Annotated in this window: 19 protein-coding genes and 3 tRNA genes; 12 read left to right on the top strand and 10 right to left on the bottom strand. The window is 73.5% G+C overall.

The window, feature by feature from the left end; translation table 11 throughout:
- Window positions 1-111 precede the first annotated feature (111 nt).
- The 5 genes from Cco03nite_RS16395 to Cco03nite_RS16375 all read right to left on the bottom strand — a co-directional run bounded on the left by Cco03nite_RS16395 (window position 112) and on the right by Cco03nite_RS16375 (window position 7,555).
- Window positions 112-1,263, bottom strand: a complete 1,152-nt coding sequence (locus Cco03nite_RS16395) for a VWA domain-containing protein (protein ID WP_203692963.1) — start codon at window positions 1,261-1,263, stop codon at window positions 112-114.
- Window positions 1,260-3,554 (bottom strand): DUF5682 family protein, encoded by a 2,295-nt coding sequence (locus Cco03nite_RS16390; RefSeq protein WP_239167423.1) that lies wholly within the window; start codon window positions 3,552-3,554, stop codon window positions 1,260-1,262. Before Cco03nite_RS16390 ends, Cco03nite_RS16395 begins: the two co-directional genes overlap by 4 nt.
- Window positions 3,551-4,639 carry an ATP-binding protein gene (locus Cco03nite_RS16385; RefSeq protein WP_203692962.1) on the bottom strand — a complete coding sequence of 363 codons (1,089 nt, stop codon included), beginning with the start codon at window positions 4,637-4,639 and terminating at the stop codon, window positions 3,551-3,553. The genes Cco03nite_RS16390 and Cco03nite_RS16385 overlap by 4 nt, the downstream gene beginning before the upstream one ends.
- A complete protein-coding gene (locus Cco03nite_RS16380) occupies window positions 4,636-6,123 on the bottom strand; it encodes a DUF5691 domain-containing protein (protein WP_203692961.1) in 1,488 nt (495 codons plus the stop codon). Before Cco03nite_RS16380 ends, Cco03nite_RS16385 begins: the two co-directional genes overlap by 4 nt.
- Window positions 6,124-6,229: 106 nt before the next feature.
- Complete coding sequence (locus Cco03nite_RS16375; RefSeq protein WP_203692960.1) at window positions 6,230-7,555, bottom strand: SWIM zinc finger family protein; 1,326 nt, start codon at window positions 7,553-7,555, stop codon at window positions 6,230-6,232.
- Between the two features lie 132 nt (window positions 7,556-7,687).
- Here Cco03nite_RS16375 and Cco03nite_RS16370 point away from each other — a divergent pair, with 132 nt between their 5' ends.
- Both Cco03nite_RS16370 and Cco03nite_RS16365 read left to right on the top strand, forming a co-directional pair.
- Complete coding sequence (locus tag Cco03nite_RS16370; protein WP_203692959.1) at window positions 7,688-8,182, top strand: SigE family RNA polymerase sigma factor; 495 nt, start codon at window positions 7,688-7,690, stop codon at window positions 8,180-8,182.
- Window positions 8,179-8,760 (top strand): hypothetical protein, encoded by a 582-nt coding sequence (locus Cco03nite_RS16365; RefSeq protein ID WP_203692958.1) that lies wholly within the window; start codon window positions 8,179-8,181, stop codon window positions 8,758-8,760. Before Cco03nite_RS16370 ends, Cco03nite_RS16365 begins: the two co-directional genes overlap by 4 nt.
- Window positions 8,761-8,961: 201 nt before the next feature.
- On the opposite strand, the gene Cco03nite_RS16360 is transcribed toward Cco03nite_RS16365, so the two are convergent.
- The gene (locus Cco03nite_RS16360) at window positions 8,962-9,786 is read right to left on the bottom strand and encodes a hypothetical protein (RefSeq protein WP_203692957.1); all 825 of its coding nucleotides are present in this window, start codon (window positions 9,784-9,786) and stop codon (window positions 8,962-8,964) included.
- A 322-nt stretch (window positions 9,787-10,108) separates the two neighbouring features.
- Here Cco03nite_RS16360 and Cco03nite_RS16355 point away from each other — a divergent pair, with 322 nt between their 5' ends.
- The 4 genes from Cco03nite_RS16355 to Cco03nite_RS16340 are packed head-to-tail and all read left to right on the top strand — an operon-like array spanning window position 10,109 to window position 13,714.
- The gene (locus Cco03nite_RS16355; RefSeq protein ID WP_203692956.1) at window positions 10,109-12,355 is read left to right on the top strand and encodes a sensor histidine kinase; all 2,247 of its coding nucleotides are present in this window, start codon (window positions 10,109-10,111) and stop codon (window positions 12,353-12,355) included.
- A 1-nt stretch (window position 12,356) separates the two neighbouring features.
- Window positions 12,357-12,767: a roadblock/LC7 domain-containing protein gene (locus Cco03nite_RS16350; protein WP_239167429.1), complete on the top strand. Its 411-nt coding sequence runs from the start codon at window positions 12,357-12,359 to the stop codon at window positions 12,765-12,767.
- Window positions 12,757-13,146: a DUF742 domain-containing protein gene (locus tag Cco03nite_RS16345; protein WP_203692954.1), complete on the top strand. Its 390-nt coding sequence runs from the start codon at window positions 12,757-12,759 to the stop codon at window positions 13,144-13,146. The genes Cco03nite_RS16350 and Cco03nite_RS16345 overlap by 11 nt, the downstream gene beginning before the upstream one ends.
- Window positions 13,127-13,714 (top strand): GTP-binding protein, encoded by a 588-nt coding sequence (locus Cco03nite_RS16340; RefSeq protein WP_203692953.1) that lies wholly within the window; start codon window positions 13,127-13,129, stop codon window positions 13,712-13,714. The genes Cco03nite_RS16345 and Cco03nite_RS16340 overlap by 20 nt, the downstream gene beginning before the upstream one ends.
- 57 nt (window positions 13,715-13,771) lie before the next feature.
- On the opposite strand, the gene Cco03nite_RS16335 is transcribed toward Cco03nite_RS16340, so the two are convergent.
- On the bottom strand, window positions 13,772-13,996 hold the full coding sequence (locus tag Cco03nite_RS16335) for a hypothetical protein (RefSeq protein ID WP_203692952.1): 225 nt from the start codon (window positions 13,994-13,996) through the stop codon (window positions 13,772-13,774).
- Window positions 13,997-14,066: 70 nt separating this feature from the next.
- Here Cco03nite_RS16335 and Cco03nite_RS16330 point away from each other — a divergent pair, with 70 nt between their 5' ends.
- Window positions 14,067-14,519 carry a GNAT family N-acetyltransferase gene (locus Cco03nite_RS16330; protein WP_203692951.1) on the top strand — a complete coding sequence of 151 codons (453 nt, stop codon included), beginning with the start codon at window positions 14,067-14,069 and terminating at the stop codon, window positions 14,517-14,519.
- Window positions 14,516-14,908 carry a hypothetical protein gene (locus Cco03nite_RS16325; protein WP_203692950.1) on the top strand — a complete coding sequence of 131 codons (393 nt, stop codon included), beginning with the start codon at window positions 14,516-14,518 and terminating at the stop codon, window positions 14,906-14,908. The genes Cco03nite_RS16330 and Cco03nite_RS16325 overlap by 4 nt, the downstream gene beginning before the upstream one ends.
- Here the strand turns inward: Cco03nite_RS16325 and Cco03nite_RS16320 are convergent.
- Both Cco03nite_RS16320 and Cco03nite_RS16315 read right to left on the bottom strand, forming a co-directional pair.
- Window positions 14,843-16,201 (bottom strand): TolB-like translocation protein, encoded by a 1,359-nt coding sequence (locus Cco03nite_RS16320; protein ID WP_203692949.1) that lies wholly within the window; start codon window positions 16,199-16,201, stop codon window positions 14,843-14,845. The two genes, Cco03nite_RS16325 and Cco03nite_RS16320, sit on opposite strands and share 66 nt — an antisense overlap.
- Window positions 16,198-16,707, bottom strand: a complete 510-nt coding sequence (locus tag Cco03nite_RS16315; RefSeq protein ID WP_203692948.1) for a SigE family RNA polymerase sigma factor — start codon at window positions 16,705-16,707, stop codon at window positions 16,198-16,200. Before Cco03nite_RS16315 ends, Cco03nite_RS16320 begins: the two co-directional genes overlap by 4 nt.
- A gap of 106 nt (window positions 16,708-16,813) precedes the next feature.
- On the opposite strand from Cco03nite_RS16315, the gene Cco03nite_RS16310 reads away from it, so the two are divergent.
- Window positions 16,814-17,359: an RNA 2'-phosphotransferase gene (locus Cco03nite_RS16310; protein ID WP_203693022.1), complete on the top strand. Its 546-nt coding sequence runs from the start codon at window positions 16,814-16,816 to the stop codon at window positions 17,357-17,359.
- A gap of 151 nt (window positions 17,360-17,510) precedes the next feature.
- Here Cco03nite_RS16310 and Cco03nite_RS16305 read toward each other — a convergent pair.
- Window positions 17,511-17,583, bottom strand: a tRNA-Gly gene (locus tag Cco03nite_RS16305).
- Between the two features lie 152 nt (window positions 17,584-17,735).
- On the opposite strand from Cco03nite_RS16305, the gene Cco03nite_RS16300 reads away from it, so the two are divergent.
- The 3 genes from Cco03nite_RS16300 (at window position 17,736) to Cco03nite_RS16290 (ending at window position 19,081) form a co-directional block, all read left to right on the top strand.
- Window positions 17,736-18,815 (top strand): CapA family protein, encoded by a 1,080-nt coding sequence (locus Cco03nite_RS16300; RefSeq protein WP_239167422.1) that lies wholly within the window; start codon window positions 17,736-17,738, stop codon window positions 18,813-18,815.
- A 95-nt stretch (window positions 18,816-18,910) separates the two neighbouring features.
- A tRNA-Gly gene (locus Cco03nite_RS16295) sits at window positions 18,911-18,983 on the top strand.
- Between the two features lie 27 nt (window positions 18,984-19,010).
- Window positions 19,011-19,081, top strand: a tRNA-Cys gene (locus Cco03nite_RS16290).
- Window positions 19,082-19,124: the final 43 nt, after the last annotated feature.

Genomic DNA, 19,124 nt, shown 5'->3' with positions numbered 1-19,124 from the left:
GAGGACTTGACCGGACGCCCGGCAAGCGGTGTGATCAGTGTGATCCGGCCGCGCCCGTCAACCTCCCCAGGTCAGCGCGGCCGGGTCCGTGCGTTTTGGCTGATCCGTGGCTCAGCGACCCATCTTCTCGATGATCGGCTGCAGGTCCCGCCGTTCGATCGCCGCCGCCATCAACTCCGGGAACGCGTCCGGTGTGCACGCGAACGACGGGACCCCCATCGCCGCCAGAGCCGAGGCGTTGCTGTGGTCGTACGAAGGCTGGCCTTCATCGGACAGTGCGAGCAGGACGATCACCTGCACCCCGGCGGCGGTCATCGCGGCGACGCGGCGCAGCATCTCCGCGCGCACCCCGCCCTCGTAGAGGTCGCTGATGAGGATGAAGATGCTGTCCCGGGGCCGGGTGATCAGGCCCTGGCAGTACGCGATGGCCCGGTTGATGTCGGTGCCGCCGCCCAGCTGCGTGCCGAACAGCACCTCGACCGGGTCGTGCAGCTGGTCGGTGAGGTCCACAACCGCGGTGTCGAACACCACCAGGGACGTGCGCAGGCTTTTCATCGACGCGAGCACCGCGGCGAACACTCCGGAGTAGACCACCGACGCGGCCATCGAACCGGACTGGTCCACGCACAGCACCACGTCACGCTGCACGGCCTTGGTGGACCGGCCGTAGCCGATCAGCCGCTCCGGCACCACGGTGCGGTGTTCGGCCTGGTAGTGCTTGAGGTTGGCGCGGATGGTGCGGTTCCAGTCGATGTCGCGGTGGCGCGGGCGGGTGATCCGGGCGGCCCGGTTGACCGCGCCGGTGATCGCGGCCCGGGTGCGCTGCGCGACCCGGCGCTCCAGCTCCGCGACGACCTTCGCGACGACCATGCGCGCGGTGGTGCGCGCCTTGTCCGGCATCACCTTGTTCAGCGACAGCAGCGTGCCGACCAGGTGCACGTCCGGTTCGACGGCCTCCAGCATCTCCGGTTCGACCAGCAGCCGGGTCAGGTTGAGCCGCTCGATCGCGTCGGCCTGCATGACCTGCACCACCGTCGACGGGAAGTACTGCCGGATGTCGCCGAGCCAGCGCGCCACCTTCGGCGCGGAGCCGCCCAGCCCGGCGCTGCGCCCGGAACCGCCGTCGCCGCCGCCGTCGCGGTACAGCGCGGCCAGGGCCTCGTCCATGCCCTTGTCCACTCCGGCCAGCGTCACTCCGGTGCCCTCGGCGCCCTCGCCGCCGAGCACCAGCCGCCACCGGCGCAGCCGCTCCTCGTCGCTCACCGCGCTCCCCTTCCCGCTGCGAGCAGCAGTTCCAGCGTCGGCAGCACCCGCGCGACCCGCGCCGGGTCCAGCTCGACGTCATCCACATCGGACTGCGGCCGCGTGCCGCCACTGCCCAGCCGCCGGACCTGCTCGCCGACCGCGCGCCGTTCCGGTGCCGCGAACGCGGCGAAGGTACGCCGCAGCAGCGGCAGCACCGCCGTGAACACGTCCGGGGCGAGGCCGGACAGCCAGCGGTCGGTCAGGGCCAGCAGCGCCTCGTCGTGCACCAGCAGCAGTCCCCCGCCGGACAGGAAGCCCTCGACGTACCCGGCCGCGGTCACCGGCGGCACGCCGACGGTCAGCGCGCGGGCCAGCCGCAGTTCGGCGGCGTCGGCGTCGAGGGTGCCCGCGTCGCGCAGCAGCCGCAGCAGCCGCCCGGCGAGCAGGCCCGGCAGGTCCGGCCGGTCCACGAGCCGGGCCAGGGTGTCCAGCCACTCCGTACGCAGCGGCAGCCGCTCGGCGAGCAGGCTCAGCGCCTCGTGCGTGGCGTCGAGGTGGATACGCATGGCGCGGGCCGCGTCGTCGTCGAGGCCGGTGAGCGCGCCGGGCAGGCCCAGCCGGATCCGGGTGACCAGGCCGGTCAGCACCTCGGCGAGCGCGTCGGTGCTGGTGGCGCGTACGTCGCCGTAGCGCAGGGTGCGGGCCAGCGCCGGCACGGCCGCCATGAGCTGCGCGACGTCGGTGTCGACGGCAGCCCGGTCGGACAGCCGGCGCAGCACCGCGGGCTGCGCGGCGGGCAGCTGCGCGAGCAGGCACGACTCCAGCAGCCCGGTCAGCGCCGCCAGGTCGGCGTCCGCGGCGGCCTCGACGGCCTTGGCGGTCGCGGCCTGCTCGACGGTGGTGCCGTAGGCGCTGGCGGCGATGAGGTCGACCGCGTACTCGGGGTGCCATTGCAGCTGCCAGGACTCCCAGAAGGTGCCCTTGCCCGACTTGCGCTGCACGGGCGTGCCCCAGCCGACGCCGAGCAGGCGCAGCCGGTGCAGCAGCCGGCTGCGGTCCAGGTCGTTGGATTTGCGCAGGTCGAGGTCGTGGTCGGTGACCAGGGCCTGCTGGTTGAGCTTCAGCCGGCGGGCGGTCGCGTCCAGGTCGCGGGCCAGCGGCACCGCCGGGGCATCCGGGGGTACGGCGCCCAGCCGCTCCCCCACCACGACCCGCCGCTGCACCAGCTCCAGGCGGGTGTCGTCGCCCTCGCACAGCACCGCCCGGGTCGCCTCGGTGACCTCGGCCAGGCCGGGCACGGGCCGTCCCCGCAGCACGGCGAGGGTGTCGGCCAGGCGCGCCGACTCGATGACGTGCGCGCTGGAGACCGCGAGGTCCTCGTCGCGCAGCACCCCGGCGACCCCGACGAGCCACCGCTCGACCGGCTGGTCCTCGGCGGTGAACAGGTGGTGGTACCAGCCGGGCGCGGTGACGCCCGCGCCGTAGCCGCTCCACGACGCCAGCCGCCCGTGCGTCCACGGCACCCACGTCACCGTCGCCGGGATGCTCGGCAGGCCCTTGAGCAGCGCCGCGTCGTCCTTAGCGGGCGGCAGGTCGCCGGCCAGCGCGGGCACGTGCCACGCGCCGCAGACCACCGCGACGCGCTGGTGGCCTTCCTTCAGCGCGGCGCGCAGCACCTGGCGCATGTACGCCTCGCGCACCAGGTCCTCGCTGATCGCCGGGGCGACCTCGCGGACCGCCGCCATCGCCTCGGCCACGGCCTCGAACGGCGGCACGTCGCGCCGGTGCTCGATCACGTCCTCCCACCAGCGCTCCGGGTCGTCGTACCCGGCCGCGTGGGCGAGCCCGGCGATCGGATCGACCCGCAGCTCCTCCTCGGCCGCCTCACCCTCGGGCAGGTCGCCCGGCTCCGCAGCCGGGTCCGCCGGGGTGGTCCCGTCGAGTGGGCCGGCCGGTTCGGCGGCGCGGGCCGCGAAGCGGTGGCCGGCGGGCAGGTCGCAGAAGCGCAGCGGCACGTCGTGGCTGACGGCCCAGCGCAGCGCCTGCCACTCCGGCGAGAACACGGCGAACGGCCAGAACGAGGCGTTGCGGCCCTGCTCGCCCTTGGCCGCGTTCGTCGGGTACGCCAGCAGCGCCACCGGCGGTTCGAGCCGCTCGTCGGCCGCGAGCGCGACCAGCCCGTCGGCCTCGGGCGGCCCCTCCACCAGGATGATGTCGGGCTTCAGCTCGTCCAGCGCGCGCACCAGGGCCCGGGCCGAACCCGGGCCGTGGTGGCGTACGCCGAAGACGTGCACCCGGTCGGTGCTCACTCCGCCTCCCGGGCGGCGCGGTAGAAGTCCTTCCAGCCGTCGCGCTCACGCGCCACGGTCTCCAGGTACTCCCGCCAGATGACGGCGTCGGAGACGGGGTCGCGGACCACGGCCCCGCGGATGCCCGCGGCGACGTCGGCGGCCCGCACGGTGCCGTCGCCGAAGTGCGAGGCCAGGGCCATACCGCTGGTCATCACCGAGATCGCCTCGGCGGTGGACAGGGTGCCGCTGGGGCTCTTCAGCTTGGTACGCCCGTCCGCGGTCAGCCCTTCGCGCAGCTCCCGGAACACGGTCACCACCCGGCGGATCTCGCTGATCGCGTCCGGCACGGCCGGCAGCTCCAGGGCCTTGCCCAGCGACGCGACCCGCTGCGCGACGATCTCCACCTCTTCCTCCACGGTGCCCGGCACGGGCAGCACGACGGTGTTGAAGCGCCGCCGCAGCGCGCTGGACAGCTCGTTGACGCCCCGGTCGCGGTCGTTGGCGGTCGCGATGACGTTGAAGCCCTTGACCGCCTGCACCTCCTCGCCCAGCTCCGGCACTGGCAGCGTCTTCTCCGACAGGATCGTCAGCAGCGTGTCCTGCACGTCGGACGGCACCCGGGTCAGCTCCTCGATCCGGGCGATCGCACCGGTGCGCATCGCGCGCATCACCGGGCTGGCCACCACCGCTCCGGCGGTCGGGCCCTCGGCGAGCAGCCGGGCGTAGTTCCAGCCGTACCGCATCGCCTCCTCGGGGGTGCCCGCGGTGCCCTGGACCAGTAGCGTCGAGTCGCCGCTGACCGCCGCGGCCAGGTGCTCCGACACCCACGTCTTGGCGGTGCCGGGCACGCCGAGCAGCAGCAGCGCCCGGTCGGTGGCCAGCGTCGCCACGGCGACCTCCATCAGCCGCCGCGGCCCGATGTACTTCGCGCTGACGTCCTTGCCGTCGCCGAGCAGGTACGTCACGACGGCCTGCGGGGACAGCCGCCAGCCGGGCGGGCGGGGCAGGTCGTCGGCTGCGGCGAGCTGCTCCAGCTCGGCGGCGTAGAGCTGCTCGGCGTGCGGGCGCAGCACCGTGGGCGTGGCGTCGAGGGTGGCGGTCATGAGAGCTCCTGGTGGATGTCGTGGCGGATCTGCAGCATGGTGATGAAGCGGACCAGCAGCTGCTGGTCCGGGATCGGCAGGGAGTCGTGCAGGGCGCGGGCCTGCGGCGCGTACGCCGGGTCGAAGCCCCACTCGGCGTGGCGCAGCAGCTGCCACCAGCCGGAGCGGCGGCGCTGGGTGTCGGCCAGGCACTCCAGGACGGCTTCGGGGACCGGCGCGGCCCACGGCGTGGGCAGCACGTCGAGCAGCCGGGTCGCGATGTCGACCTCGCGCCGCAGCTGTGCCGCGATCAGCTCGGCCAGGTCCTGTTCGGGCATGACCGCGGCGAGTTCCCGCAGCTCGTTCATGTCCCGGCGGCCGAGCCCCTCGTGGATGAGCACGGCGGCCCACGCCCCGTCGCGTTGCGTGATCGCGGCGCGGTTGAGCCCGGCCCGCAGCACATGGCCCCAGGTGTCGTCGAACTTGCGGCTGAGCAGCCCGGCCGGGGTCTCGTCGAACGCCGTCCAGCAGTCCAGCGGCGCGTACTCGATGATCTGGCGGAACCAGTGGGTGCGCTCGCCGACGCTCTGCGGCGGTTTGACGCTGATCCCGTCGCGGCGCATCGACTCGTCGCACTCGGTCGGCGCCGTCGCGACCAGCTTGCGTGCGGCGACGTGCACGCAGGCCAGCGCCCGTTCGGCCATGCGCTGCCGCCACGCCGACCCGGGCAGCACGGCGAGCAGCCGCGCGGCGGCCTCGCGGATCTGCGCCCGGCGGTCGTCGAGGGCCTTCTCGAGCCACGGCTCGTCGTCGGGTCCGAGCCCGGCGCCGCACGCGGCGATCAGCGCGGCCAGGTCGGCGGCCTTCTCCTGCGGCCACGCCTCCAGCAGCAGGTCCCGCCCGGCGGCGGCGTCGCGGGCACGCAGCTCGCCCAGGTAGCGGACCCGGTCGGCGGCCCGGCCGGTGTCCCAGTCGGCCGGCTGCGCCGCGTCCTCCGGCTGCACGGCCCAGGCCCAGCGGCCCGGCCCCTGCAGGGCCAGCCAGCCCAACCGCGTCCCGCCGACGGCGCGCACCACGGGGCGCACCGAGGAGTCGGAGCTGCCCAGGTCCAGCAGCGCGACCAGCAGGCCGGGCTCGGCGAGCAGGCCGCGCCCGGCGGCGATGCGCAGCCACTCCCCGGCCAGGTCCCGGGTCGTGGTCCGGTCCAGTTCGGCGTCCCCACCGGACAGCAGCGCCGCGAGCCGCTGCTGCGCGGCGGCGGACGCGTACGGCGCGGTCTCGGCGGTGGCCGGGTCGGGACGCTGCGTCCGGGCGGGAACCTGCCCCGCGCGGCGGGTGACGGTCACCGCGGCCGCGGCGGACAGCAGCCCGTCAGGGTCCAGTTCGGTCCCGATCGGAGACAGCGTCCCCGCCGGCGGACCGTCCAAGCCGCTCAGCACCGGCCTGCGCCGGTCGGTGCCGACGAGCGCGCTGGACATCAGATCGGACCAGATACTCGTGCTCATGCCCGCGGCCCCTTCTGCTCGGCGGTCGGCTGCGTGTGGTTGAGGTGAGACCTCATGGGCGTTGCTCCTTCGGCGAGGACGCGAGCCACGCCGTAGATATAAGGCGTCATGCGCGGACCACCTCCGTGCCGTCGTACACCGCGAGCGGGCGCAGCCCGGCCGGGCCCCACTCGGCGGCGAGGGTGATCTCGTGTCCGCCCGCGACGGCGGCCAGCCGCCACGGCTCGCCGAGCGCCGGGTCCAGGGGCAGCGCGTCGCCGTCGGGGTCGATCAGGTGCCACGGGCTACCGGGGGCGAGCACGCCGCGCAGCAGCACCGGCCACTGGAACAACCACGGGTCGCCGGCCAGGGCCGCGCCGACCTCGTCGAGGGCCTGCGCGACGGTCTGCGCCGGGCCGGGGGCCGGGCACGGCGCCGGCGCGCCGTGGCGGGCGGCGACCAGGGCGCGCAGCGGGGCGGCACCGGGGTAATAGGTCAGCTCGGCGTCGAGTTCGGTGCCGAGCACCAGGTCGACGGGCAGCGCCTGGCCGGGCATCGCGAACGACAGCACCAGCGCGGGGCGTCCGGTGTCGCGGCCGCGCAGCCATACCCTGCGGCTGGTCAGCTTGTCCTCGGTGTCGTCGCGGGTGCCGACGACCTGCCAGCGGTCGCGCACCGGCGCCCCGGCCAGGACCTGCTCGGTGGGCACGGCCTGGCCGACCCGGCTGTGCACGGTCGCGGCCAGGTCCTCGGGCAGCGCCTCGGGGTTCGCGGCGGCGCCGGCCAGCAGGTGCAGCAGCGACAGTTCGCCCAGCAGCCGCTGCTCCCAGCCGGGGCCGGAGCTGGGCACCGGGGCCAGCCGGCGCACCGCGCCCGCCAGACCGGGGGCCTGGGCGTCGACGAGCCGGGCCGCGACCTGCTCGAACGGGCGGTAGCCGGCCTGGTCGAGCCCGGCGATGCCGTGCCGGACCTGATCGGACAGCCAGGTGCGCAGCTCGGCGATGCCCGCGGCGACGGACTCCGCGCGTTTGTCGGCGCGGCGCTGCGCGGCGCGTTCCTGCGCCTCGGTGCGCGGCGCGGCGGCCTGCTGGGCCTTCTTCTCGGCGCGGGCCTCGCGGGAGGTGGTCCACTCGGTCATCCACTGCGGCGGCTCCTCGGCCGCGACCTGGCCGGACGACCAGCGCAGCAGCAGCGCGAGGGCGTGTTTGCAGGGGAACTTGCGGCTCGGGCAGGAGCAGCGGTAGGCGGGCTCGACCAGATCCACGCAGATCTGGTACGGCGTGCTGCCGCTGCCCTTGCACAGGCCCCACAGCCCCAGCGGCGTGCCGCCGTGGCCGGTGGCGCTCCAGCCGGACGCCCCGGCGAGTTTGCGGGCCGCGGCGAACGACGACGCGTCGGGGGCCAGCCCCTGGACCTGTTCGGCGGTCCAGGGCGGCTCGGTCGGTTCGGACATGCGCGCCACCGTAGCCACCCCGTCCGACAACGACGGTCGCGGCCCGTGCAACCCCCGCGCCACCTGTTCGCATGAAGTCGGCATGAGCGACAGTCACGAGCGAGACCACCGGCCCGGTTCCGGGGTGGGCGGATGAACGACTTCCGCGAATACGCCGGCTCCCGGCGGGCCGCCCTGCGCCGCACGGCGTACCTGCTGTGCGGGGACTGGCACCTGGCCGACGACCTGGTCCAGGACGCGCTGGCCGGGCTGTTCGTGCACTGGCGGCGGGTGCGGGCCGGCGGCGACGTCGAACCGTACGTGCGCCGCATGCTCGTCAACGGCTACCTGGCCACGCACCGCCGCAAGTGGCGGCGCGAGGTGGCCACCGCCGAGCTGCCCGAGCCGGCGGCCGCCGACCCGCACGACGACGGCACCCGCGACGTCCTGCTGCGGGCACTGGCGGGGCTGCACCCGTCGCAGCGGGCGGTCGTGGTGCTGCGCTACTGGGAGGACCTGTCGGTCGAGCAGACCGCGGCGGCGCTGGGGTGCGGCACGGGCAACGTCAAGAGCCAGGCCTCCCGCGGCCTGGCCCACCTACGCGAGGCGCTGGCACGCTCCGGCGCCCTGGAAGGAGAACCCGCATGACAGAACACCAGGACGTACGGTCCGCGCTGGCCGAACTGGTCGCCGACGAGCCGGACCTGCCCGCGGGCACCGCCGACATCGAGCGGCGCGGGGCACGCCGCCGCAACCGCCGGTACGCGGCGATCGGCGCGCTCGCGCTGACGCCGCTGCTGGCCGGGGCGGTCGCCGTGGCGGTCTGGCCGAGCGCGCCGCCGGCGCAGGTCACCGCGCAGCCGTCGCCGTCGGTGGAGCCGGTGTTCGACCCGAACGCCGGTACGCAGCTGGCCGTGGGCTTCCCGCTGGGCAGCGCGGTCGACGCCGTGTCGGGCGCGCTGCCGGCCGGGGTCGCGCTGGCGGAGCTGCCGATGGACCTGGGCTGGGGCGCGGGCGGCACGCTGGTGCTGCCACTGGCCTCCGGCGGCACGCTGACGGTGACGATCACCGACGGCGCCTGCGGGGTCGTCACGTCGCAGCTGACCCCCGCGCAGGCCACGGCCGCCGCGGACGCGGTCTGCGCGGCCTGGGTGGCGGCCGGGTCTCCCCCGGTCCTGCCCGCCGACCCGTCGGCGTCCGAACGCCCGGACCTGGCCGCCCGGTGACGCGCCGGGCGGCACGGCGGCCGCACTCCGCCGCTCGCTGAACCGCCGTGCATCGTGAGCAGCCGGGCCCGGCCGCTCACGCGCTCGCACCGTGTCGTGTCAGGACACGGGCGGGGAGGTCCGTCCGGCGCCGGGCGGACGTTCCCGTTTCCACCGGTCGGCGTGGCCTGCCCCGTTTCCGGCGGCACCGGCCGGCTCGGGCTACACCGTCCCGAGGTGGGCCGGCACCGGGACCGACGCCGCCGGAGTGCCCGCCGCCGGCAGCTGCGCGGGCGGCGGTTCGAGCAGCTTGGCGCGGTCGTCGGGCAGCCGGGTGCGTGCGGGGTCCAGGAAGTCGATCAGGTCGATCAGCGCGTGCTGTGCCCTGATCAGCCGCTCGTTGCCCGCCCAGTCCTGCGCCACGACCTCGGCGACGTCGTCGACCAACCGGCGGAACCAGCGGCGGAACTCGTCGTTGTTGTCCAGCTGCGAGCAGAACGCCGGGTAGGTCATGCTGTCGGCCCGGCCGCCGGTCGTGACGATCATCAGCTCGCCGATGGCGCGCTGCTGGCCTTTGAACAGCCGGAAGTGGTTGCCCGGCAGCTTCATCGAGGAGAACGCGGTGCCGACGAGGTTGAGGTGCCGGTGGAAGGTGCGGTTGCTGTCCTCGTCGCCGAGGTCGAGGAACCGCAGGTCACGCCGGATGATCTCGACCCAGCAGAAGTAGTCGGCCAGCACGTAGACGGTGTAGTCCCGGGCGTAGCGGCGCTCGTCCTCGTCGGGGTGGTTCAGGTATTCGGTCATGTAGACGCCGCCGACGGCGTTGTGCAGGCGGGACTGCAGGTTGAACGCGGCCAGCAGGAGCGGCTCGCGGTACCGGCTGATCACCTCCTGGGCCTGCTCGGCCTTGCTGGCCTCGTGGCGTTCGGCCGCCAGCCGGTGCTCGAACATGGCGTTGCGGCGCGCCGACCAGGTGGTCATGACGCCGGCGACGATCGCGCCGAGCACGGACAGTGCCGCCGAGACCACGGTGACGATGTCGCCCATCGATGATCCTCCAGAGGTGACGGGATGCCGTGCGACAGTGTGCCGGGCGGCTCGCGAGCGCGCCAAGCCGGTACACCCAAAGCAAGCACTCCATCGCCTTAAGTGACCTTGTCCACAATGGACATCCACCGCAGTGGACAGGAACTCAAGAGCCGACTAGGTTCACTGCCCGGAGGCATTGTCAGATAGCGACCTGTGGCGTGTCATGGTTCCGCTTCGTGCACCGGTTGGCCCCCGGGACACGATGTTTGACGTCGCGGTGAGCCGTACCTTGGACGTGGTCAGTGTGAGAAACCGTGGCTGGAGCATTCGCGCCAAGATCATGACCCTGGCAGTGGTGCCGTTGGTGGCCATCACCGGCCTCTCCGTATTCGGAGTGGCGGTCAGCGCCGGGGACGCGCTGAACCTGCTGGCCGCCCGCAACTACGAGCAGGTCTTCGGCGGTTTCGGCGAACGCCTCATGGTCGAGATCCAGAGGGAGCGGCGGCTGTCGGTCGCCGAGAAGCCCGGCTCGGTCCTGCTCAGCGACCAGCGCAAGAGCACCGATGAGCGCGAGCAGCAGTTCCGCGGCAGCCTGACCGGCAGCAAGCTGCGCGACGAGCTGCCCCCGGACCAGCTGCAGAACGTCGACGCCTTCGTCGCCGCGCTGAACACGCTGCCCCAGCTGCGGCTGGACGTCGACAGCGGCAAGGCCGAGCCCTTCGCCGTGGTGCGCGACTACTCCGAGATCGTCGACAGGCTCTACCGGGCCTTCACCCCGATGACCAAGCTGGCCGACCCCGACCTGGCCGAACTCGCCCACGGCATCTTCGCCATCAGCCGCGCCCGCGAGATGATGGCCCGCGAGGACGCCGTGATCAGCAGCGTGGTCGCCGACGGGCGGGTCACCGTCGCCGAGCAGAACCAGCTGCTGCGCACCATCGGCGCCCGCCGCCAGGTCCACGACGAGGCGCTGGGCTCGCTGCCCGCGCCGCACAACGAGCAGTTCCGGCAGATCTTCGACAGCGAGACCTACCGCACCCTGTACGCCATGGAGGAGACGCTCTCCACCACGCGACCCGGCAAGGTCCTGATCGACGCCGCGATCTGGCGCGGCACCAACGACGCCATCTACAAGCAGCTCGACGCCACCGAGGGCGCGGCCGCCGGCGCCACCTCCGATCTGGCCAACGAGCTGGGCATCGCGGCCTTCGCGCAGACCATCGTCGCCGCCCTGCTGGGCCTGCTGTGCGCGGCGATCTCCCTGGTCCTGGCCCTGCGCACCGGCCGTTCCGTGGTCCGCCGCCTGGAGCGCCTGCGGGTGTCGGCCCTCGAGGTCGCCCACGAGCGCCTGCCCCGTGCCATCGCCGCGCTGCGCCAGCCCGGAGCGCTGGTCAACGACCCGTCGCTGACCGACGTGCCACTGGTCGCCGTCGGCACCGACGAGGTCGGCCAGGTGGGCCACGCCTTCGGCGCGGTGCAGCGCACCGCGGTGCGCGCCGCCGTCGACGAGGCCGTGCTGCGCCGCGGCATCAGCGAGGTCTTCCTCAACATCGCCCGCCGCTCGCAGGCGCTGCTGCACCGCCAGCTGACCCTGCTCGACCGGATGGAGCGGCGCACCACCGAGCCGCAGGAGCTGGAGGACCTGTTCCGGCTCGACCACATGGCCACCCGCATGCGCCGCCACGCCGAGGCGCTGGTCATCCTCGCCGGCGCGGCTCCCGGCCGCGGCTGGCGGCACCCGGTGCCGGTCATCGACGTGGTGCGCGGCGCGACCTCCGAGATCGAGGACTACCAGCGGGTCACCATCGACCGCCTGCCCGACGTGAAGGTCGTGGGCCGGGCCGTCGGCGACGTCATCCACCTGCTGGCCGAGCTGCTGGAGAACTCCACCTCGTTCGCCCCGCCGCACACCCGGGTGCGGGTCTTCGCCGAGCAGGTCGGCAACGGCCTGGCCCTGCACGTCGAGGACCGCGGCCTGGGCATGAGCGACGCCGAGCTGGCCGAGGCCAACGGCAAGCTCGCCGAGCCGCCCGCGTTCGACCCTGCCAGCAGCTCCCGCCTGGGCCTGCTCGTGGTCGCCCGGCTGGCCGCCCGGCAGGGCATCACCGTGCGGCTGCGCTCGTCGTCGTACGGCGGCATCACGGCCGTCGTGCTGATCCCGGCGGAGCTGGCCCTGACCGACCCGACCGACAAGGGCGAGCCGCTGGGCATCTTCGCCCCGCGCGCCCCCCGCGCGGTCGAGGCCGCCCCGGCCGTGCCCGTCGAGGAGCAGACTGTCGACCTGGGCAACGGCGGTGGCGACGAGACCACCGCGCTGCTGCCCAAGCGGGTGCGCAAGGCCTCGCCCGAAACCGCTCCCGCCGCGGAGGAGACCACGGTCTCGCTCGGCGAGCCCGCCCCGGTCCCCCGCCAGCGCAGCGCCGACCAGGTCCGGACGATGATGTCCGCGTTCCAGTCGGGTACCGTGCGCGGGCGTGCGAAGGCCAGCACCGAGAGCACCGCGAACGGGGATGAACCCGCCACAGCACCGACCCCGCAAGACAGCGCCGGTATGGAAGACAGCTCCACCCTGGAAGGACGTGCCTGACGTGGTACCGACGACGACCCGACCCGCGACCGACTGGCTGCTCGACGACCTGCTCGCCCGAGTGCCACAGGCCCGCTGCGCCGTCGTGCTCTCCGTCGACGGCCTGCTCACCGGGGTCTCCAGCGGCCTGTCCCGCGACGACGCCGAGCACCTGGCGGCGATCGCGTCCGGGTTCTCGAGTCTGGCCACCGCCACCGGCCAGCGCTTCAAGGGCGGCCAGGTGCGCCAGACCATCGTCGAGATGGAGGACGCGTTCCTGCTGGTGAGCACGGCCGGGCAGGGTTCCTGCCTCGCGGTGCTGGCCGACCCGGACAGCGACCTGGGCATCCTGGCGTACGAGATGGCCATGCTGGCGACCCGCGTGGGCACGCACCTGGCCACACCGTCCCGGCCGGGCACCGATGTCCACTGACCCGCTCGACGGTGTCGAGGAAGGCCCGGCCTGGTGGGATCACGAGGCCGGGCCGGTGGTGCGCCCCTACATGGTCACCGGCGGGCGGGTCCGGCCCGTCACCGTCGACTTCGACCTGATCACCTTCCTGGTGGCCACGGCGACGCTCGCCGCGGACACCCCCAGCCCGGAGCACCAGGCGATCCTGGCGCTGACCCAGGAGCCCCGCGCGGTGGCCGAGGTGGCCTCCCGGGTGGACCTGCCCCTGGGTGTCGTCCGCGTGCTGTTGTGTGATCTGCTTTCGGACGGGCTGATCGCCCGTTACGATCCTCCCCCCACTGACCATCTCCCCAACGTCGAAACCCTGCAGGCGGTGATCCATGGACTCCGTGCGCTCTGACACCGCACCGGTCCCCCAGGCGCTCAAGATCCTGGTCGCCGGAGGCTTCGGCGCCGGCAAGACGACGCTGGTCGGCGCGGTGAGTGAGATCGCTCCACTGCGGACCGAAGAGGTGCTGACCACCGCGGGCGTCGGCACCGACGACACCACCGGGGTCGCCACCAAGACCACCACCACGGTGGCGATGGACTTCGGCCGGATCACCATCAACCCGAGCCTGGTGCTGTACCTGTTCGGCACCCCGGGGCAGAACCGCTTCTGGTTCCTGTGGGACGAGCTGGCCACCGGCGCGCTGGGCGCGGTGGTGCTGGCCGACACCCGGCGGCTGGCCGACTCGTTCGCCGCGATCGACTACTTCGAGCAGCGCAACACGCCGTTCGTCATCGCGGTGAACTGCTTCGACAACGACCAGCGCTACACCGTGGAGCAGGTGCGCGAGGCGCTGGACGTGGACGGCCACGTGCCGGTGCTGCTCACCGACGCCCGCGACCGGATGTCGGTGAAGAACGTGCTGATCACGCTGGTCGAGCACGTGCTGACGATGGTCCGCAGCTCCGTCCCGGCCTGACCTGCGACGACAGACGCCGGTGGACGCGCCCCGCGCGCGGCCACCGGCGTCTTCGCGTCACCTCTTGCGCTTCATCACCATGACGACGGCGATGACGATGATCGCGACCACCACGAGGCAGCAGATCGCGCCGAACAGCCCGAAGCCGCCGAAGCTGACGCCCTTCTTCTTGCGCACCACGTCGGCGACGCCGGACTCCTCGGCCCACGCGACCGCGGGCACCAGGACACTGGCCAGGAAACCGGCCACCAACGCGGCCCAAACACGAGAGATACGTTCCATGCGCGCCAGCGTAGAGGGCACGCGCCACGGTCAGTCCAAGCCACGTCTGCGTTCTGCTACCGTCGCGCCCGTGAGTGATCTTGAGATTCGGCGGGCCGTGCTCGCCGACGTGCCGGTCATCGTCGCGATGCTCGCCGACGACCCGCTCGGCGCGACCCGTGAGGGCGACCCGGCCGATCCGGCGTACACCCGGGCTTTCATCGCGATCGACGCCGACCCGCACCAGCTGCTGGCCGTCGCCGAACGCGGCGGCGAGGTCGTCGGTTGTCTGCAGGTCACCGTCATCCCGGGGCTCAGCCGCCGCGGCATGAGCCGCGCCCTGATCGAGGCGGTACGGGTACGCGCCGACCAGCGCGGCCACGGCACCGGCCGGCAGCTCGTCCAGTGGGCGATCGAACACGCCCGTGCCCAGGGCTGCGGCCTGGTCCAGCTCACCACCGACCGCTCCCGCGCCGACGCGCACCGCTTCTACGAGGGTCTGGGCTTCGAGGCGACGCACCTGGGTATGAAACTGGCACTGTGACCCCGCCCGCGCCCCGCCCGCTGCTCGTCGTCGACGCCGCCAACGTCGTCGGCTCCGTGCCCGACGGCTGGTGGCGCGACCGCCTCGGGGCCGCGACCCGGCTGCGCGACGCCGTGGCCCGCGTCGCCGAGCCCGGCCTGCCGCAACTGCCCGGACCGCTGGACGTCGTGCTCGTCGTCGAGGGCGCGGCCCGCGGCGTCGCCGGCACACCCGAGGTGCGCGTGCTGGCCGCGGCCCGCAGCGGCGACGACGCCATCGTCGACCTGGTACGCCAGGAGACCGCGCTGCGTCCCACGATCGTCGTCGCCACCGCCGACCGCGGCCTACGGGACCGCGTCACCGCCCTCGGCGCGCAGATCGTCGGCCCCCGCACCCTGCCCTACCCCTGACGCCGCCGACGCCCGTACGGCCCGCCTGCGGCGGCGCAGCAGCAACACCAGCAGCACCGGCGGAGTCAGGCACGCCAGCAGGCAGCCGAACGCCCACGGCTGGGCGGCCAGCGGGTTCGCCGAGTGGCTGGCGAACGTGCCGTGCTCGACCAGGTCCCGGGGCACGTTCAGCGCACCGGAGCCCCCGGCCAGGGTCAGCAGCACCCGCGCCGAGCCGTCCGCCTCGGCCGTCATCAGCTTCTCCGGCTCGTCGGTATCGGCGCCCCAGTGCACGAAGACCGGCGCGCCGTCCCGCCAGCCCACGAGCCCGGCCGGGCGACCCGGACGCGCGGTGGCGGCCTCGTCGACGACCTTGCCGCTGACCGCGTCGGCGTACTGCATCCGCCAGCCCCACAGGCTGCCCATCCCCGTGTCGCAGTCCACCCAGGCGCACCCCTCCGAGGCCAGCAGCACGACCGAGCGGCCATCGGGCGTCCACGCCGCCTCCCCGGCCAGCCGCTGGCGGCCTGTCAGCTCGGACAGCATGTTCGGCGTGCCGGTGGCGAGGTCGACTACCGTCAGCGTCTGCGGCCCGTCGCCCTTACCGGTGGCCACCACGATCCGTCCGCTGTCGGGCGAGAACGCCCCCGCCGCGGTGTCCGCATCGGTCGTCAGCAGCCCCTTCATCGTGCCGGTCGCCAGATCGAAGTAGCCGACGTCGTCCGGATGCGAGGGATCGCTCGGGCCGTCCGGGCCGTACGTGATGGACAGGTCGTCCTGGTAGTCGATCAGCAGCAGCCTGCGGCTGTCCGGCGACCACGCCAGCGGCCTGGCACGCTCCGCGGTCGGGGTGCGGACGCCGCTGACCAGGTCCACGATCTCGCCCCAGCGCGCCAGGTGACGCCCGTCCGGTGACACCAACCCGAAACCTTCGCCCGGGTTCATCGGGAACAGCCGGTAGGAGCCGTCCCGGCCCACCAGCACCCCGGTCGCCTCCAGGTAGATCGTGCCCGGGTCGATGAACGCCGCCACCACCGGCCCGTTCAGGTCCTGCTCGTACGTCAGCTGCCACGGATACGGCCGCCCCAGCGCCGCCGGAGCCGGGCCGCCGTCGGCCGACTGCAGGCCCACACTCCCCGCGACCAGCCCCGGCAGCGTCGCCAGCCCGGCTGCCAGCAGCACCCCGGCCAGCGCCGTCACCGCCCGGCGCACCCGCCGCCGGCGCCGGCCCCGCCGCCACAACTGCTCGCCCAGCCGCGGCGCGGGCGCGGACTCCGCGGCCCGCCGCAGCGCCTCCCGCAACGTCTCGCTCACCGGTTCACCTCCGCCAGCGACCCCGACAGTTCCGGGGCGATCACCCGCAGCCGCGCCAGCGCATCCCTGGTCTGGCTCTTCACCGTGCCGACCGCGACCCCGAGCACCGCCGCCGTCTCCGTCTCGCTCAGGTCCTCGAAGTAGCGCAGCACCAGCACCGCGCGCTGCTTCGGGGCCAGCCTGGCCAGCGCCTGGCGCACCGCCAGCGCGGTCGCCGCGTCGCCCGAGAAGTCGGCGGCGGCCCGCTCGGGCAGCACCGCGACCGGCAGCGCCTCCCGGCGCACCCGCCGCCACCAGGACACATGCTGGGTGTAGAGGATCCGGCGCACGTAGGCGTCCGGCTCCCGCGCGGCGGACACGTGCTCCCAGCGCGAGGCCAGCCGCAGCAGCGTCAGCTGCACCAGGTCGTCGGCCAGGTAGGCGTCGCCGGTGAGCAGGTACGCGACCCGGCCCAGCATCGGCAGCCGGGAGCGCGCGTACTCGTCGAACGACTCGGCGTCGGTCATCAGCACCTCCGCCTCGTACACGCGCCGGACGGGCTCCGCGGAGGGGTGCCCCGGACGGCCTATTCGATCGACTGATCCGCGGGGCGCGGCTAACGTGAGCCACGACATGGACGTGAAGAAGATAAGCAAGCAACTGGCGTACGTGCTACGGCACCGCCCCGACACCATCGGCATCACCCTCGGCCCCGGCGGCTGGGTGCCGATCGACACCCTCCTGGCCGCGATGCGCGCCCACGGCAAGGGCATCAGCCGGGCCACCCTCGACGCCGTCGTCGCCGACAACGACAAGCAGCGTTTCGCGATCGACGGCGACCTCATCCGGGCCAGCCAGGGCCACTCCGTGGAGGTCGACCTCGGGCTGACCCCGATCGCCCCGCCCGCCCTGCTCTACCACGGCACCGCCCGCCGTCACCTCGACTCGATCATGGCCGAGGGGGTCCACCGCGGCTCCCGCCACCACGTGCACCTGTCCGGCGACACCGGCACCGCCCACAAGGTCGGCAGCCGCCACGGCTCCCCCGTGATCCTGATCGTCGACGCCGCCGCCATGGCCGCCGCCGGCCACACCTTCTACCGCAGCGCCAACGGCGTATGGCTCACCGACGAGGTCCCCACCACCTACCTCCGCGGCGAAGCCCCACCCACCCCCTGACCCCCCGACGGGCGCAACTCTTGAAAAGTCGCGCTCTCCAGAGCACGACGAGGCCGCAAGTCCTTCAGAGTTGCGGCAGGAAACGCGGGAGGGGCCGGAAAGGCGAATCGCCGGTGACCCGTGAAGGGTCCCGGCGATTGCGGTGGAAGAGAGCGGATGACGAGACTCGAACTCGCGACCCTCACCTTGGCAAGGTGATGCGCTACCAACTGCGCTACATCCGCATGTCCCTCAGCCGACCTCGCGGCCCGCTGCCTGACAGGACAGAACTCTAGCGGGTCCCCGGGAGCAGCCGCCACCGGGTATCCCCCTTCGCGCCGCGAACCCGGTCGAGACGGTGATGCGAATCGCCCTCACCTGCCCGTACCCTCGTGCCGTGACGACCCCCCGCGCCGCGCGCCTCGCCCTCGCCCTGACCCTCGTCGCGGCCCTGGCGGCCTGCTCGGCCGAGAAGCCGGCCGTCTGGCAGCCCGCCGGCACACCCCCGGTGCCCGCCCCCGCCGGCAGCGCCGCGCCCAGCGCCCCGCCGGCCGCGGAGATCACCCTGGCGTTCGCCGGTGACGTGCACTTCACCGGACGCACCCTGCCGCTGCTGAAGAACCCCGACACCGCCTTCGGCCCGTACGCCGAGCAGCTGCGCGCCGCCGACTTCGCCATGGTCAACCTGGAGACGGCGGTCACCGACCGGGGCGCCCCGCAGCCCAAGGAGTTCCACTTCCGCGCGCCGACGACGGCGTACGCGGCGATCCAGGCCGCCGGCATCGACCTCGTCTCCATCGCCAACAACCACACCCTCGACTACGGCCAGGTCGGCCTGCTCGACACCCTCGACTCCGCGAAGACCGCCGGAATGCCGATCGTGGGCGCGGGCCGCAACACCACCGAGGCGTACGCCCCGCACCTGGTCACCGTGAAGGGCGTCCGGCTGGCGATCATCGGCCTGTCCCAGGTCCACGAGCTCAAGGAGCAGTGGAAACCCACCGCCACCCGGCCCGGCATCGCCATGGCGTTCGACCGCAAGCTGTCCGTCGCCGCCGTCAAAGCCGCCCGCGCGCAGGCCGACGTCGTGATCGCCTTCATGCACTGGGGCACCGAAGGCCAGGGCTGCCCGAACGGCGACCAGAAGAGCATCGCCAAGGCCCTGTCCGACGCCGGCGCCGACCTGATCATCGGTACGCACGCGCACGTGCTGCTCGCCGACGGCTTCCTCGGCGGCGCCTACGTGCACTACGGCCTCGGCAACTTCCTCTGGTACTCCACCTCCAAGAGCACCGACACCGGCCTGCTGACCGTGACGATCAAGGACGGGAAGGTCGAAACCCGGCAGTTCACCCCCGGCGTCGTCTCGAACAACGGACAGCCCAAGCCGGTCACCGGAGCGGCGCTGAAGGCCGTCCAGGGCAGGCTTGACCAGGCCGCACGCTGCACCGGACTGGCCAAGAACCCGGCGGCGTGACGCGCCGGGGGACCCCGGTTTGTCAAGACCTCCGCGGACCGGCTAAAGTTCTCATCCGTTGGGCAAGCACGCCGGAAGGCGGGCAAGCATGACAAGCGGATGTAGCGCAGTTGGTAGCGCATCACCTTGCCAAGGTGAGGGTCGCGAGTTCGAGTCTCGTCATCCGCTCGGAGAACCGCCGCAAGGCGTCACCACGGTGGAGTGGCCGAGAGGCGAGGCAACGGCCTGCAAAGCCGTGTACACGGGTTCAAATCCCGTCTCCACCTCGCAGTACAGCACGGGCGATTGGCGCAGTGGGAGCGCGCTTCC

It is taken from the genome of Catellatospora coxensis (assembly GCF_016862635.1).
Classification (GTDB): Bacteria; Actinomycetota; Actinomycetes; order Mycobacteriales; family Micromonosporaceae; genus Catellatospora; species Catellatospora coxensis.
Note: the sequence above shows the minus strand (reverse complement) of the source record. Positions and strands in the feature narration are given on the sequence as shown.